Annotated in this window: 9 protein-coding genes; 6 read left to right on the top strand and 3 right to left on the bottom strand. The window is 62.4% G+C overall.

Translation table 11 applies throughout. The annotated features are described in order from the left end of the window. Positions 1-31 precede the first annotated feature (31 nt). From N6L25_RS00115 to glmS, 3 genes are all read left to right on the top strand, one after another. Positions 32-454, top strand: coding sequence for a F0F1 ATP synthase subunit epsilon (locus N6L25_RS00115; RefSeq protein ID WP_271976869.1), 423 nt, complete (start codon positions 32-34; stop codon positions 452-454). Positions 455-674: 220 nt separating this feature from the next. Then, a complete protein-coding gene (gene glmU, locus N6L25_RS00110) occupies positions 675-2,042 on the top strand; it encodes a bifunctional UDP-N-acetylglucosamine diphosphorylase/glucosamine-1-phosphate N-acetyltransferase GlmU (protein ID WP_271976868.1) in 1,368 nt (455 codons plus the stop codon). 63 nt (positions 2,043-2,105) lie between these two features. Beyond that, entirely contained in the window at positions 2,106-3,938 is a 1,833-nt protein-coding gene (gene glmS, locus N6L25_RS00105) for a glutamine--fructose-6-phosphate transaminase (isomerizing) (protein ID WP_271976867.1), read from the top strand. A gap of 94 nt (positions 3,939-4,032) precedes the next feature. On the opposite strand, the gene N6L25_RS00100 is transcribed toward glmS, so the two are convergent. Beyond that, the gene (locus N6L25_RS00100) at positions 4,033-6,225 is read right to left on the bottom strand and encodes a two-component system response regulator (protein ID WP_271976865.1); all 2,193 of its coding nucleotides are present in this window, start codon (positions 6,223-6,225) and stop codon (positions 4,033-4,035) included. 91 nt (positions 6,226-6,316) lie between these two features. Then, positions 6,317-10,057 (bottom strand): hybrid sensor histidine kinase/response regulator, encoded by a 3,741-nt coding sequence (locus tag N6L25_RS00095; protein WP_271976863.1) that lies wholly within the window; start codon positions 10,055-10,057, stop codon positions 6,317-6,319. 482 nt (positions 10,058-10,539) lie between these two features. Here N6L25_RS00095 and N6L25_RS00090 point away from each other — a divergent pair, with 482 nt between their 5' ends. The 3 genes from N6L25_RS00090 (at position 10,540) to N6L25_RS00080 (ending at position 13,868) form a co-directional block, all read left to right on the top strand. Continuing rightward, positions 10,540-12,027, top strand: coding sequence for a SulP family inorganic anion transporter (locus N6L25_RS00090; RefSeq protein WP_271976861.1), 1,488 nt, complete (start codon positions 10,540-10,542; stop codon positions 12,025-12,027). A 55-nt stretch (positions 12,028-12,082) separates the two neighbouring features. Beyond that, a complete protein-coding gene (locus N6L25_RS00085) occupies positions 12,083-12,934 on the top strand; it encodes a universal stress protein (protein ID WP_271976860.1) in 852 nt (283 codons plus the stop codon). 97 nt (positions 12,935-13,031) lie between these two features. Then, entirely contained in the window at positions 13,032-13,868 is an 837-nt protein-coding gene (locus N6L25_RS00080) for a substrate-binding periplasmic protein (protein WP_271976859.1), read from the top strand. A gap of 33 nt (positions 13,869-13,901) precedes the next feature. Here N6L25_RS00080 and N6L25_RS00075 read toward each other — a convergent pair whose 3' ends face one another. After that, on the bottom strand, positions 13,902-14,645 hold the full coding sequence (locus tag N6L25_RS00075; RefSeq protein ID WP_271976858.1) for a DUF3047 domain-containing protein: 744 nt from the start codon (positions 14,643-14,645) through the stop codon (positions 13,902-13,904). Between the last annotated feature and the right edge of the window lie 67 nt (positions 14,646-14,712).

Below are 14,712 nucleotides of genomic sequence, written 5' to 3'. Positions count from 1 at the left end.
CATTTCCTGATCGACCAGAGAGGCAACTGACATGGGTATGACCGTGCATTGTGACGTGGTGAGTGCCGAAGAGAAGATCTATTCCGGACTGATCGAAATGCTGATCGCCGCCGGTACAGAGGGTGACCTGGGTATTGCCCCAGGCCACACCCCTCTGCTGACCGCGCTCAAGCCCGGCCCGGTCCGGGTGATCAAGCAAGGCGGTGAGGAAGAGATTCTTTACGTCTCCGGTGGTTACCTCGAGGTTCAGCCGAGCCTCGTCACGCTGTTGGCTGATACCGCGGTTCGTGCAAAGGATGTGGACGAAGCCGCGGCTGTGGAAGCCCAGCGCGAAGCCGAGAAGGCACTTGCCAGCAAGACCGGTGAATTCGAGTACTCCCGTGCCGCTGCAGAGCTGGCCGAAGCTGTTGCCCAGCTTCGTACCGTTCAGCAGCTGCGCCGCAAGATGAAGTAATCGTCTTCGGTCAGGGATCGCCGATCACCGAAGCCGCATCCTGGACGGCGGGGACAGCATCAGTGCTGGCCCCTGCGTTGAGGCTGCGGCTTTTTTATTTTGCGGACGCGCAGCGGTGAAACCCCGCCCCGCCTGGCGTTCTGTTACGCCGCTTGTTTTGCGCTAGATTTCTATTGAAGCACCCGTGCCCGTTGGCGGCCACAAGGAGACCCGTTCGACCATGAGCCCACTTCACGTCATCATCCTGGCCGCCGGCCAGGGCTCCCGCATGAAATCCGCACTGCCGAAGGTGTTGCATCGGGTGGCCGGCAAGCCGATGTTGCACCATGTGATCGACACCGCCCGCGCCCTCGGTGCGGCCGGCATCCATGGGGTCATTGGTCACGGTGCCGACCAGGTCCGGGCGATCACCGAGGCGGACGACGTCCAGTGGGCGCTGCAGGAACAGCAGCTGGGTACCGGCCATGCGGTAGCGCAGGCGTTGCCGAACATCCCGGACGACGCCAACGTGCTGATCCTTTATGGCGATGTGCCGCTGACCAGCACTGAAACCTTGCAGCAGCTGGTATTGAAGGTCGGTGAGTGTTCACTATCACTGCTCACCGTAACCCTCGATGACCCCCACGGCTATGGCCGCATCATCCGTGACGAAGCCGACAAAGTCTTGGCCATCGTTGAGCAGAAGGACGCCAGTGAACACCAGCATCGCATCACTGAAGTCAACACCGGTATCCTGGCGTTGCCGGCCAGGCTCCTTAAGGACTGGTTGCCACGGTTGTCCAACAACAACGCCCAGGGCGAGTACTACCTCACCGATATCATCGCCATGGCGGTGATGGACGGGGTGACGGTCAGCGTGACCCAGCCCGACACCGAGTTTGAAGTACAAGGCGTTAACAACCGCCTTCAGTTGGCCGAGCTGGAACGCTGGTACCAGCGCCGCGAAGCGGAGCGGCTGATGACCGAGGGCGCGACCCTGGCCGACCCGGCACGGGTGGACGTGCGCGGCGAGCTGAGCATCGGCAACGATATCCTGATCGACGTGAACGTGGTGTTTGAAGGCAAGGTGAGCCTGGGTGACCGGGTCTCCATCGGCCCTGGCTGCGTCATCCGCAATGCCAACATCGCCGAGGGCACGGTGGTGGCGGCACACTCGGTGATCGACGGCGCCGACATCGGCGCCGGTGCCCAGATCGGCCCCTTTGCCCGGTTGCGACCCGGAACCCGGCTGGCCGACCACACCAAGGTTGGCAATTTCGTTGAGACCAAGAAAGCCGAGGTGGGTGAGGGCAGCAAGATCAACCATCTGAGCTATGTTGGTGACGCCATCCTGGGGCGTAACGTCAATGTCGGAGCCGGCACCATCACCTGTAATTACGACGGCGTCAACAAACACCAGACGGTGATCGGGGATGAAGTTTTCGTAGGCTCCAACACCTCGCTGGTGGCACCTGTTACAGTAGCGGACAAGGCCACCATTGGCGCCGGTTCCACCATAACCCGGCCGATTGATACCGGCGAACTGGCGGTGGCTCGGGGCCGCCAGCGCAATGTGCAGAACTGGCCGCGACCCGAGAAAAAGTCCTGAACCGCGCCACTGCCGGCCTCAGGTTAGAACGATAGATAGATCAGACAGACAGGAATTAGGCTTATGTGCGGAATCGTCGGCGCAGTATCGGAAAGGGACGTTCAGGGAATCCTGCTGGAGGGCCTGCGGCGGTTGGAATACCGCGGTTACGACTCCGCCGGCATGGCGGTGCGGCAGGCCGATGGCAGTATCAACCGGGCCCGCGAAGTGGGCAAGGTCGCTGCCCTGGCGGAGTATGTGGATGCCCACCCCTGCAGTGGCCCACTGGGGATCGCCCACACCCGCTGGGCCACCCACGGCGAGCCGTCGCAACTCAACGCCCACCCGCACATGTCCGGTGACCATCTGGCCATCGTGCACAACGGTATCATCGAGAACTATCAGCAGCTGCGGGAAAGCCTGATGGCCGAGGGTTACCAGTTTACCTCGCAGACCGATACCGAGGTGGTGGCGCACCTGATCGAGAAGGAATACCGCATTGCCGGCAGCCTGTTGGCGGCGGTTCGTGCGGCCATTACCCAGTTGCGTGGCGCTTACGCGCTGGCGGTGGTGCATGCCAACGAACCGGATCACCTGGTGGTGTGCCGGGAAGGCAGCCCGCTGGTGATTGGCGTGGGTATCGGCGAAACCTTCATTGCCTCCGATCAGCTGGCGCTGTTGCCGGTGACCGACCGTTTCATGTTCCTTGAGGAAGGTGACCTGGCCGACATCCGCCGCGACGGCGTCACCATCTGGGACCGCCAGGGCGCGCAGATCGAGCGCACGGTGACTCGCTTCGAGCACGGCGTCGATGCCTCCGACAAGGGCGAATACCGTCACTTCATGCTCAAGGAAATTCATGAGCAGCCGAGGGTGATCAAGGCCACCATGGAAGGCCGAATCACCGATACCCGGGTGCTGGAGCAGGCGCTGGGTACCGACGCCGGCCAGCTGCTGGAAAACGTCCGACACGTTCAGATCATTGCCTGTGGTACCAGCTACCACGCCGGCATGGTGGCACGGTACTGGATCGAGGAACTGGCCGGTATCCCCTGCTCGGTCGAGGTGGCCTCCGAGTACCGTTACCGCAAGCACGTGATCCAGCCCGACACCCTGTTCCTGTGCATCTCCCAATCCGGTGAGACCGCGGATACCCTGGCCGCCCTGCGTCAGGCCAAGCAGGCGGGCTTCCGCGCCGCCCTGGCGATCTGCAACGTACCGGGCAGTTCCCTGGTGCGGGAATCGGATCTGGTGATCATGACCCATGCCGGTCCCGAGATCGGCGTTGCCTCCACCAAAGCCTTCACCACCCAGTTAGTGGCGCTGCTGCTGTTCACCCTGGCGTTGGCGCGCAAGAACGGTCTGTCCGAGTCCGACGAATCCGACATCGTCACCGCCCTGCACAAGCTGCCGGGTCAGGTCGAAGATGCGCTGGCGCTGGATGGCAAGATCGCCGAGCTGAGCAAGGCGTTCATGGACAAGAACCACAGCCTGTTCCTGGGCCGCGGCGCGCTGTTCCCGGTGGCGCTGGAAGGCGCCCTCAAGCTCAAGGAAATCTCCTACATTCACGCCGAAGCCTACCCGGCCGGCGAGCTCAAGCACGGGCCCCTGGCGCTGGTGGACAGCGAGATGCCGGTGGTGACCGTAGCGCCGAACAACGAGCTGCTGGAGAAGCTGAAATCCAATCTGGAAGAAGTCCGCGCCCGCGGCGGTGAGCTGTTCGTGTTTGCCGACGGCGGCGCCGAACTCAAGGAGCAGGACGGCATTCACGTCATGCAAATCCCCGAGGTGCACCCGGTGACAGCCCCCATTGTCTACACACTGCCGCTGCAGCTGTTGTCCTACCACGTCGCGGTACTCAAGGGCACCGACGTGGACCAGCCGCGCAACCTGGCGAAGAGTGTGACGGTGGAGTGAGCACCGTGGCGTGAGTTGGTGCCGTTCGCACGCCATCTTCACTCACCCATCGGGGTAGGCACCCGCCGCCCCGACGGTTGAGGGCGGGCGATGCTCAGGCGGTCTGCTGCGCCTCCAGCGAGAAGTTTCGCGCCAGCCAGATTTCCGCCGGCTCGGGCTTGTTGAGGTAGAAGCCCTGGATGACCGTCTCCGGGTAGCGTTTCAGGTACTGCCACTGATCTTCGGTCTCGACGCCTTCCACCACCGTGCGCAGGCCCAGTTCCACCGCCATGCTGTGAATCATCGAGACAATGGCCCGGCCACTGTGGTCGCCGTCGATGTCCTTGGTGAAGGAGCGGTCGATCTTCAATTCCTGGATCGGCAGGTGGCGCAGGTAACTGAGGCTGGAATAGCCGGTGCCGAAGTCGTCGATGGACACCTCGATGCCCAGTCCGTGCAGGGCGCGAATCTTGCTCACCACCTGCCGCAACTCCTGAATCATCACACTCTCGGTCAGCTCGAGGGTGATGTGGTGGCCGCTGATCCGGTGTTTTCTCAGGCAGGTGACGATGTGGGAGACGAAATCGGTCCGGGCGAAATGTTCGGCGCTGATATTGACGGCGAAGCGGACCTGTCCCAGCTTGTGCTGACAAGCCTTGATCATGGCCAGCACCTGATCCAGCACCCAGCGATCGAGCTGGTTGATCAGGCCGATGGATTCGGACAGCGGAATGAAGGTGGTTGGCGATACCAGGCCATGCTCCGGGTGTTCCCAGCGCAGCAGCGCCTCGGCGCCAATCAGTTCGTTCTCCGTGCTGCATTGGGATTGCAGGTACAGCCTCAGCTCTCCATTGTCGATGGCCTGTCGCAACGCCTGCGCCAGATGAAACTGTTCCATGGCGTCTACGCCCATCCGTTCACTGAAGAAGATGATGGCGTTGGAGTTATCCAGCTTGGCTTTGTGGTGAGCGGTTTCGGCATTGCGCAACACGTCCTGGGCGGTTTCCCGGCTGAGCCCCGGTAGCAAGGTCAGGCCGACACTGATGCTGAGTTTGAATTCATGCTCGCCCACCGCCAGCGGTTGCTCCAGCGCGGCCTGCAGTTGGGTCGCCGTCTCCAGGGCGATATTGGCCATGTGGCTCTTGCGGGCCGGGGAAGGGGCCAGCAGTACGGCAAACTCGTCACCGTCGATGCGGGAGACGGTATCGCTGGGGCCGGTCAGGGCTTCCAGCCGCTGACTGAAGGCCATCAAGACCTGGTCGCCCATATCCAGGCCGAGGGAGTCGTTGATTTCCTTGAATCGGTCAATGTCCAGTACCAGCACCGCGGATGCATGATCACTGCTGTTGCAAAGCTTGACCGCTACATTGAGCCGGTCGAGAAACAGCAATCGGTTGGGCAGCGAGGTGAGGGCGTCGTACCAGGTCAGAAAATCGATGGTGCTCTGGTTCTTCTTGGTGGTCGAGATGTCGCTGAACACCGAAATGTAGTGTGACACGCCGCCGTCCGGGCCGGTCACCGAATGGATGGTACGCAGCTCCGGGTAGGTTTCCCCGCTCTTGCGTCGGTTGATCAACTCGCCGCGCCACTGCCCCATTTTCCGCACTCGCTCCCAAACGTCGGCGGTAAACTCCGAGCGTTTGAGTTCGTTGCACAACGTGTCCTGGGGTTTGCCGACCACGTCGTCGGCATCGAAACCGGTGATTCGGGTAAACGCCGGATTGACGGCGCGGACCACACCGTGGACATCGCTGACCATGATGCCTTCCATGGCGTGGTTGAAGACCGCGTCCAGCAGGAAGGCCTCGGCATCCAGCTTTTCGGCGGCTTCAGTGGTGGAGGCAAACTCGGCACGGCTCTCGCTTTCGAAGGAGGCGTCCAGCCGCGATGCGGTCTGCATCAGCCGGTCCATCATGCCGTGTACCGACAGGTGGGAACGGATGCGGGCGAGCACCACCGAACGGTTGAACGGCTTGTGGATGTAATCCACGGCGCCGATGCGAAAGCCTTCGGCTTCCGACTCGCTGTCGGTGGCGGCGCTGACAAAGATCACCGGTATTTGGCGCCAGTTCGGATGCTGTTTGAGTGTGCGGCAAACTTCATAGCCGTCGATGCTGGGCATCATCACATCCAGCAGGATCAGGTCCGGTAGGGTGTCCTTCTCGACGAACTGCAGCGCGGCAGCACCACTGGTGGCGATGGCGATTTCATAGTCGTAGCGCAGCGCCTCGGCCAGAATGCGGAGGTTGTTGGGTTCGTCATCCACCAGCAGCAGCAGCGGTTTTTTTAGCGGTGTGGATCCGTCCATGGCTGAGCGCCTCAAGTTTGAACAAATGTACCATTCGGTAGTATAGCCTGTTATGACAAGTGTCCAGCGTCAAGCATGGAACTTGTTGGATTCACAGGTGCCGCTCGATATCCGCCAGGGTGACCAGGGCGGACTGGTAGCGAAATTCCTCCAGTTCATGCAGCAGGGTCTGGAAGCGTTCGCCCAGTGCCGGGTGCTGGGTGTGTTGCTTCAGGGCCTCAAATTGCCCGTCACTGGGTAATCGCGACCGGGAGATCAATTCCTGCAGCTCGCTGAGCTGGGCCTGCAATTGGCCGGAAACGGTGCCATCCGGTAATGCCTGAACCGGCTCTTCCTGCTGCTCCAACCAGGCCCTCAGATCGCTGAGCACGCTGTCCAGTTCCTTCGCAACTTCGGCGGTGTCCTGTACGCCGGCCTTAAATCGGGCCTCGGCCTCTTCCGCCAGCTGCGACAGCCGGTGCAGGCCGAGGGTGGCGGCCGACCCCTTGAGGGTGTGCAGAAACCGGGCCAGCTCGCTGACCCCGGAGGACTGATTCGTAGCGCTCTCCGAGCTGTCCTGACCAGCGGGCACCCCATCCCGGTACTGGCCGACAAAGCTGCGCAGCAGGCGCAGCACCAATTCCTGATCGCCCTGGAATCGGGTCAGCAGCTCCAGCTCGCTGAACTGCAGTGCGCCCGGCAGCCTCAGCGCGTTAGGTTCCGGCTCGGCCCCCCGCAGAATCGGGGTAACCTGGGCATTTTCCTGGGGGTGGAGCCATTTGCACAGTGTACTTGCCAACACCTGGAAATCGATCGGTTTGGCGATGTGGTCGTTCATGCCGGCCTCACGGGCCTGCCGGACGTCTTCTTCCATCACCGCTGCGGACATGGCGATCACCGGCAGCTCGTCGGTGCCATAGCGGACACGAAGCGCGCGGGTGGCGTCGTAACCATCCATGTCCGGCATGTGCAGGTCCATCAGCACCAGGTCGTAGGTTTCCTGTTCGATCAATTCCAGTGCTTCGCGGCCGTTACTGGCGGTATCCGCCGACAGCCCCAATTTGGCCAGCAAGGACAGCGCAACCTCCTGATTGAGCTCGTTGTCCTCCACCAACAGCAATCGGCTGCCGGCAATCAGCGATTTGAGGGTGGCCAGGTCGGGGATGACGATGCCGGTGCCACTGGCGTGGTGGTTGGAGGCCAGATGGCCGCGCTGGTTTAGGGCATTGAACAGCGTTGACGGGGTCACCGGTTTGGTGAGCACCGCCGGCAACCGCTGATCGCTGCCGCTGGCGGTTAACTGACTGATCAGGTCCTCCTGCTCATAGGCGGTGACCATGATCAGGATGGGGTCCGGTTGCTCCAGGCTGCCGTTACGGTGGTTGCGGATGCGTTGGTACAACCAGACGCCGTCCTTGCCGGGGAGTACCCAGTCCACCAGTATGGCGTCATAGACATTGCCCGCGTCCAACGAGCTGAGGTAACGAACCAGGCCGTCCTCGGCGGTGGTGGCCAGATCGCAGTGAACTTTCCAGGCCGAGAGGTAGGATTTCATCAACTCCGCCGAGGTGGTGTTATCTTCCACCAGCAGGACCCGGCGCAGGCCGAGGTTTTTCTTGCTCCAGGCAGGTTCGGCGTCGGTGATCTCAAATGGCAGCGAGAAATGGAAGTCGCTGCCTTCGCCCTCGTGGCTGGCTACCGCAACGCTGCCCCCCATCAGGTTCACCAGACTCTTGCAGATGGCCAGCCCGAGGCCGGAGCCGCCGTACTTGCGGGTGGTGGAGGTGTCGGCCTGGTCGAAGGCTTCAAACAGAAAGGATTGCTTGCTCTGCGGAATGCCGATGCCGGTGTCCTTGATCGAGAAGTGAACCTGCGCCACCTTGTTACTGCGCCGCTCCAGGGTCACCGAGATGGTTACCGAGCCGGCTTCGGTGAACTTCAGGGCATTGCCGAGCAGGTTGTTGAGCACCTGGCCGAGTCGGTGGTCGTCGCCCAGTACCGTTTTGGGCAGCTCCGGATCGATCCACACCGCCAGTTCCAGCTTCTTCTTGGCGAAAGCCAGCTCGAACAGCTGGATCGAGCGGCGTACGGTATCCTCAATCAGGAACGGCTCTTCCACCTTGGTCAGCTTGCCCGCCTCGAGCCGGGACAGGTCGAGAATGTCGTTGAGCACCTGCAACAGGGCATTGCTGGCACCGTTGATCTTTTCCACGTAATCCTGTTGGCGCTTGTTCAGCCCCGATTCGGACAGGATGGTGAGCAGACCGAGCACCGCGTTCATCGGGGTGCGGATTTCGTGGCTCATGTTGGCGAGGAAGGCGCTTTTGATCTTGGCGGCATTTTCGGCCGCTTCCGAGCGCTCCTGCAGCGCCTGGTTGAGCACGCTGAGGGCTTCCCGGGTCTGCACCGTCTCGGAAATGTCCGTGGTCAGGGAAATGAAGCCCTTGGTGAGCCCGAACGGATTGAAGATCGGCAGATAGTTCACCAGCACCGTACGGCTACCCTGGCTGGTGCTGATGATCTGTTCGAACGACTGCCTTTCCCCCTTCAGCACGGCCTCTATGTGGCTTTGGCACTGGCGGTAGTTTTCCGCGCCGAGTACGGATTTCAGCGGCAGCCCAGTCATGGTGTCCGGGTCCAGGTTGAGCCATTTGCGGAAGGTATCGTTACCGTACTGGCAGGTTTCGGAGGTGTCCCAATAGGCGACCAGGCCGGGCAGGGCGTTCGTCAGCGTGGTGATGAACTGGTTGTTCTCGGACAGGGTTTCGGCCTGATTGCGAAGGTTACGCTGCAGCTTGGTGGTTTGCCGCAGGCGGCGGAAAAACAGCCCCACCAGCACGGTAAACACCGCCAGCAGAATCAGCAACACCACGGCCGCCTCGACCAGCGCTCGGCCACGTTGGGCGGCAAGGGTGGCCGGGGTTTCGTGCAACAGTAGGAGCAGGGTCGGGGCCTGCGCGAGGGTGGCCCGACTCCGCTCCGGAAGCTTGGGGGTGACCGGGCTGGTAAACCAGCGTCCGGACGCCAGGGTCAGGGGCCTGGCCGAGGCGGTTTGCAGCGCCCGCCATAACTCCGGATCGGTCTTGGCGACGGTCTGGCCATGGTCGAGCTCCGATGCCCAGGCCAGCTCGGGGTTCGGGTGCATAATCCAGTCACCGTTTCCGCTCACCAGCCGCACTTCCAGCAGCTGATGACCGGCGACCGTGGTCAGACGCTGCAGTATGGGCGTCAGCGCCACGTTGATGATCAGGTAGCCGTTGTCCGTCCGGCCGTGGGGCGGCAGCCGGACCGCCACCCGGATGGTGGGGCGCAGGGGCCGCTCGATCTGGCCGCGTTCCTGGTTCAGTCCGGGTGCCGACACGTACACCTGGTAGGGTTGCATTGCCATCACGCGTCGATGGTAAAGCCGGTGGCCCTTGTCCTGCAGGGCCTCGGAGGGCACTTCGTTAATCTCGCCACTGCCCTGATCAATGTCGATGCGGACGCCTTCCCGACCGGAGCTCTGCACCCAGCGCACCTGAAAATAGTCGGGATTCTGGTAGATCAGCGGATACAAAGCCTGGGTAAAGTGGGCGGCCTTTTGCGCCGGCGCCTCGGAGGCGATGGCGGACTGGGTCAGCGGCGCCTGGGCGAGACCGGCCAGATCCCGGGCGGGGACCGACAGCGCATCGGTGAGCAGGCTGCGCAGCTCCACCAGTTCGCCCCTGGCGGCGGATTCGGCGATCTGGGCCGCGTGCTGGCGAGCCTGGTAATAGGTGACGCAGGCCAGGACGACCGCCAGGCACGCCAGTGGAATGCTCAGCATCAGCAATTGTTGCCAGGCATCACGGTTAAGTCCGAAACGAGAGGTCAAATAACGCACTCCATGCTGTATTTGGGGGGACCTGGGGACCTGGGGAGCTGCTGACTAAGGTTGAGAACGTCCCGCTACTCACATAGAAGCCACTGATTAACTCCGGGTCACCTCTGGCACACAGAGCCACTCATAATCCAGGCAATCCAGGCGTGACTTTGCACTAATGCCTGGACCTTGAAAGAAGGCGCAGCGCAGAACGTGGACGAACCCCGGGCCCGGCAGATCACGCGGAGCCGATTCGGAGTTAATCAGAAGTCCTTTAATCAAGAATGGCTCGTAAATGCGATTTTGCAAATCGAAAGTGACAACTTATCACTCGGTTGCGGCAAGTCAGGAAACCGCAGAGGCTGGGGACGGTGGGCCTGTTTAGTGTGGGCCAGATACGTTAGAATCCCGGCCCTCGCGATGCCGGTGGTTGGTTACCGAATGACCAGCGGCCGGTGTTGTTCGTTGTACCCCCACAATTCCCGGATTCTGTCATGCTGAAAACCGTCAAGACCGAGTGGTTGTCCAATGTGCGTGGCGACCTGCTCTCAGGCATCGTGGTGGCTCTGGCGCTGATTCCCGAAGCCATTGCCTTCTCCACCATCGCCGGCGTTGACCCCAAGGTCGGGCTCTACGCCTCTTTCTGTATCGCGGTGGTGATCGCGTTCACCGGTGGCCGCCCGGGAATGATCTCCGCCGCCACCGCCGCCATGGCCTTGTTGATGGTGGATCTGGTCAAGGACCATGGTCTACAGTATCTGCTCGCCGCCACCGTGCTGACCGGGGTGCTGCAGATCCTGGCGGGCTACCTGCGCCTGGGCGAGCTGATGCGGTTCGTGTCCCGATCCGTAGTGACCGGCTTCGTCAACGCCCTGGCCATCCTGATTTTCATGGCCCAGCTGCCGGAGTTGACCGGCGTAACCTGGCCGGTCTACGCCATGACCGCCGCAGGCCTGGCGATCATCTATCTGTTCCCGCTGATTCCCACCGTGGGCAAGGTGTTGCCCTCGCCGCTGGTGTGCATCATCGTGCTCACCGTGGTGGCGGTGCTGTTCAATATGGACATCCGCACCGTGGGCGATCTGGGCGAGCTGCCCACCGAGCTGCCGCTCTTCCTCTGGCCGGACGTACCGCTGAACCTGGAGACGCTGTGGATCATCCTGCCGTACTCGGTCTCGATGGCGGTGGTGGGGCTGCTGGAATCGCTGATGACCGCCACCATCGTTGACGACCTCACCGATACCAGCAGTGACCGCAACCGCGAGTGCCGCGGCCAGGGCATCGCCAACATCGGCGCCGGCCTGCTGGGGGGTATGGCCGGCTGCGCGATGATTGGCCAGTCCATCATCAACGTGAAGTCCGGCGGCCGGGTTCGGCTGTCCACGCTGACCGCCGGCGTCGTGCTGCTGATCATGGTGCTGGTGCTGGACGAGGTGCTGGTACAGATTCCCATGGCCGCGCTGGTGGCGGTGATGATCATGGTGTCCATCGGGACCTTCAGCTGGGATTCGTTCCGCAACCTGCGCAACCACCCGCTGTCCACCAACCTGGTGATGATCGTCACGGTGATTGTGGTGGTGGCCACCCACAACCTCGCCTTCGGCGTGTTTGCCGGGGTGTTGCTGGCGGCACTGTTCTTTGCCAACAAGGTGGGCCACTTTATGCTGATCCGTTCCGAGTTCGAGGAAAGCAGCCAGACCCGCACCTATACTGTGGTGGGACAGGTGTTTTTCAGCTCGGCGGAAAAGTTCATCGCCAGCTTTGACTTCAAGGAAGGTGTGGAGCGGGTGGTGATCGACGTGAGCCGGGCTCATTTCTGGGACATCACGGCGGTCGGCGCCCTGGACAAGGCGGTGATCAAGTTCCGCCGGGAAGGGGCCGAGGTGGAGGTGATTGGCCTCAATGAAGCCAGCGCCACCATCGTCGACCGCTTCGCGGTGCACGACAAACCGGAAGCGGTTGACCAGCTGATGGGACACTGATCCAATCCCCACGACGAGCAGCAAAAACAAACACAACCGTGGCGAGCGAGGGATTATGAAACAAGTGGTTGGGTGTATTGACGGCTCTCGGGCCGCGGCGGCGGTGTGCGATTATGCCGCCTGGGCCAGCCTGCGGCTGACGGCACCGCTGACCCTGTTCCATGTGTTGGACCAGGAACGCTATCCGGCCGAGTCCGACCTGGCCGGCAGCATCGGCCTGGGCAGCCGGGAGCACCTGATGGAGGAGCTGGCGGAGCTGGATCAGCGCCGCAGCAAGCTGGCTCTGGAGCAGGGCCGTCACATGCTGGCAGCGGCCACCGAGCGGGCGCGGGAAGCCGGGGTCAGCGACCTGCACCAGCGTCAGCGCCACGGCGACCTGACCGACTCCCTGCTCGCCATCGAGGACAGCACCCGGTTGCTGGTGATGGGGTTGCACGGTGAAAGCAGCAGCGACCGTGACATCCACATCGGCAGCCAGCTGGAAACCGTGATCCGCAGTGTCCATCGCCCGATTCTGCTGGTGCCGGACGCGTACCAGCCACCCCGCAGCGCAATGCTGGCGTTCGACGGCAGCGCCACCACCGTCAAGGGCCTGGAGATGCTGGCCTCCAGCCCGATGTTCCGCGATTTCGAACTGCACCTCGTGATGATCGGCGCCGACACTGCCGATCGCCGGGAGCAACTGCAGCAAGCGCAGCAGCAATTGGCGCCGCTGGGCGGCAAGGTCGAGCTGGCAATCCGTGCCGGTGACGTTGAAGCGGCATTGCATGGCTACCAGCAGGAGCACGGTATTGATCTGGTGGTGATGGGTGCCTACGGCCATTCCCGCATTCGTCAGTTCCTGGTGGGCAGCACCACCACCAACCTGCTGAAGACCAGCAAAAGTCCCCTGCTGATTCTGCGTTGAGCCCGGGCTGGCGGACGTTGGCGCCGGAGGGTGTATTTTTTCGCCAGTTTGTTAGGCTGCGGTTTTCCAATGACAAAAATAACGGGTGGAGAACGGGGTGAGCATCCGAAACCGGGGTAAAGGTCCGCATCGTTTCTGCCCAGTCCGGCGATGGCTCATCGCCGTCGTGGTGGTCGTGGGGACGCTGGTACAGACCGTGGCCATCGCTTCGTCGGGGCCGTCAGAGTCCCGGCCCCAGATACTGACGGTGGGTTATGTCGAGTTTCCGCCGCTGGAGTTCATGGATGAGCACAACCGTGCCTCCGGCCGGTTCATCGAGCTGACCCGCCAGGTCGCGGCGGAGGCCGGCTACGATCTGGAGTTTGCCTATCTCCCCATCAGTCGCATCTATTTCTACCTCAAAAACGGCGTCATCGACCTGTGGCCCGGCCTGAGCCAGATTCCCGAATTGCAGGACCAGGTGCTGGAATCCGAGATCAGCCCGGTGCCGGTCCGGTTGTCGGTGTGGTCGCTCGACGGCAGCGCCCCGGTGACCCGGTTCGAATCCTTCCACGACCGTATCCTGATCCTGATCACCGGCTACACCTACGGCGGCCTGCGGGATTACTTGGAACAACAGGACTCGATTCGCCTGACCTATGCCCCCAACCATCTGGCGGCGCTGTACATGCTGCAGCGGGACCGCGGTCATTACCTGCTCGATTACCAGTTCCCGGTGCGGGAAGTGATGAAGGAACAGGGTATCAGCGGCATCCAGGAGCAGGAAGTACGCACCCGCTACAGCGCCTGGCTGTTCTCGCGGAAGAATCCGCACAGTCGTCGTCTCCAGCGTGACTTCGACGCTGCCTACCGCCGCCTGGAAGCCCGTGGTGAGGTGCCCCCGGCCATCGCCAGAGACGCCGACTTCCTGTTGCCCGGTTTTCCGGCCCGTTAGGGGCAAGTGCGGCCAGCCGTGACCGGCCAGCGGTTATTCTCGGTGGTCGTCACGCCGTAGCTGGACATCGCCATACCAGGCGGTGGCGGCTTCCCCGGTATTGTCGGCGTCGGACATGATGCCGATGCCCACGATGGCGGGCGGTGCCTCGCCAAACGCCTGGTGGTAGTCCGCCACCAGATCCCGTTCCACCGTCACCCACTGGCCGGCTTCGGCGTCGCCACTGTTGACCGCCACCATCACGGTCTGCTCGGTGTAGGGATTGGCAATGAAGGTGCCCGGCGGTATCTGGTTGGCCCAGATGTAGTTCAGGGCATTGCCCGGCAGCTCTTCACCGAACAGCGTCTTGACGGCGCCTCGCTTGAGTCGCTCGAACAGCCCCGCCTTGTCTTCCTCGAACTGGAACGCCACGTAAATCCGCGCCGGGTAGTCGTCGCCGTCCTTGCGGCGGGCATCGCCGCGGCGATAGGTGTTGGAGATTTTCCAGCGCCAGCTCAGCGTCAGCCGCTGGCCTGGGTCCACCGTCAGCCGGGCGATCAGGCCCGAGGCACTGGCGTCGGCTCGGGCCACCACGACCTGCTGGCCATCCTCCTGGGCGAGCCGATAGTCACTGTGACGGTCAATATTGGGGAACTCCAGCGGCTCCCAACCGTCGTCCAGGCTGGCCATGGCGGAAAACGGCCTGGGCTGGGCCAGGTCCTGGGCGATGGCCGGGATGGCGCCCGTCAGACCGGTGGTGAGGGCGATGGCAGCGCAGTAATGTAGACGAAGTTTCATGCAACCTCCTTGATCGCGGTAGAGATCGGTGCAATGGCAAAAAGTGCCTTGTTGTCGCTGGTGTTCG

It is taken from the genome of Marinobacter sp. SS21, from assembly GCF_028369065.1.
GTDB lineage: Bacteria > Pseudomonadota > Gammaproteobacteria > Pseudomonadales > Oleiphilaceae > Marinobacter.
Note: the sequence above shows the minus strand (reverse complement) of the source record. Positions and strands in the feature narration are given on the sequence as shown.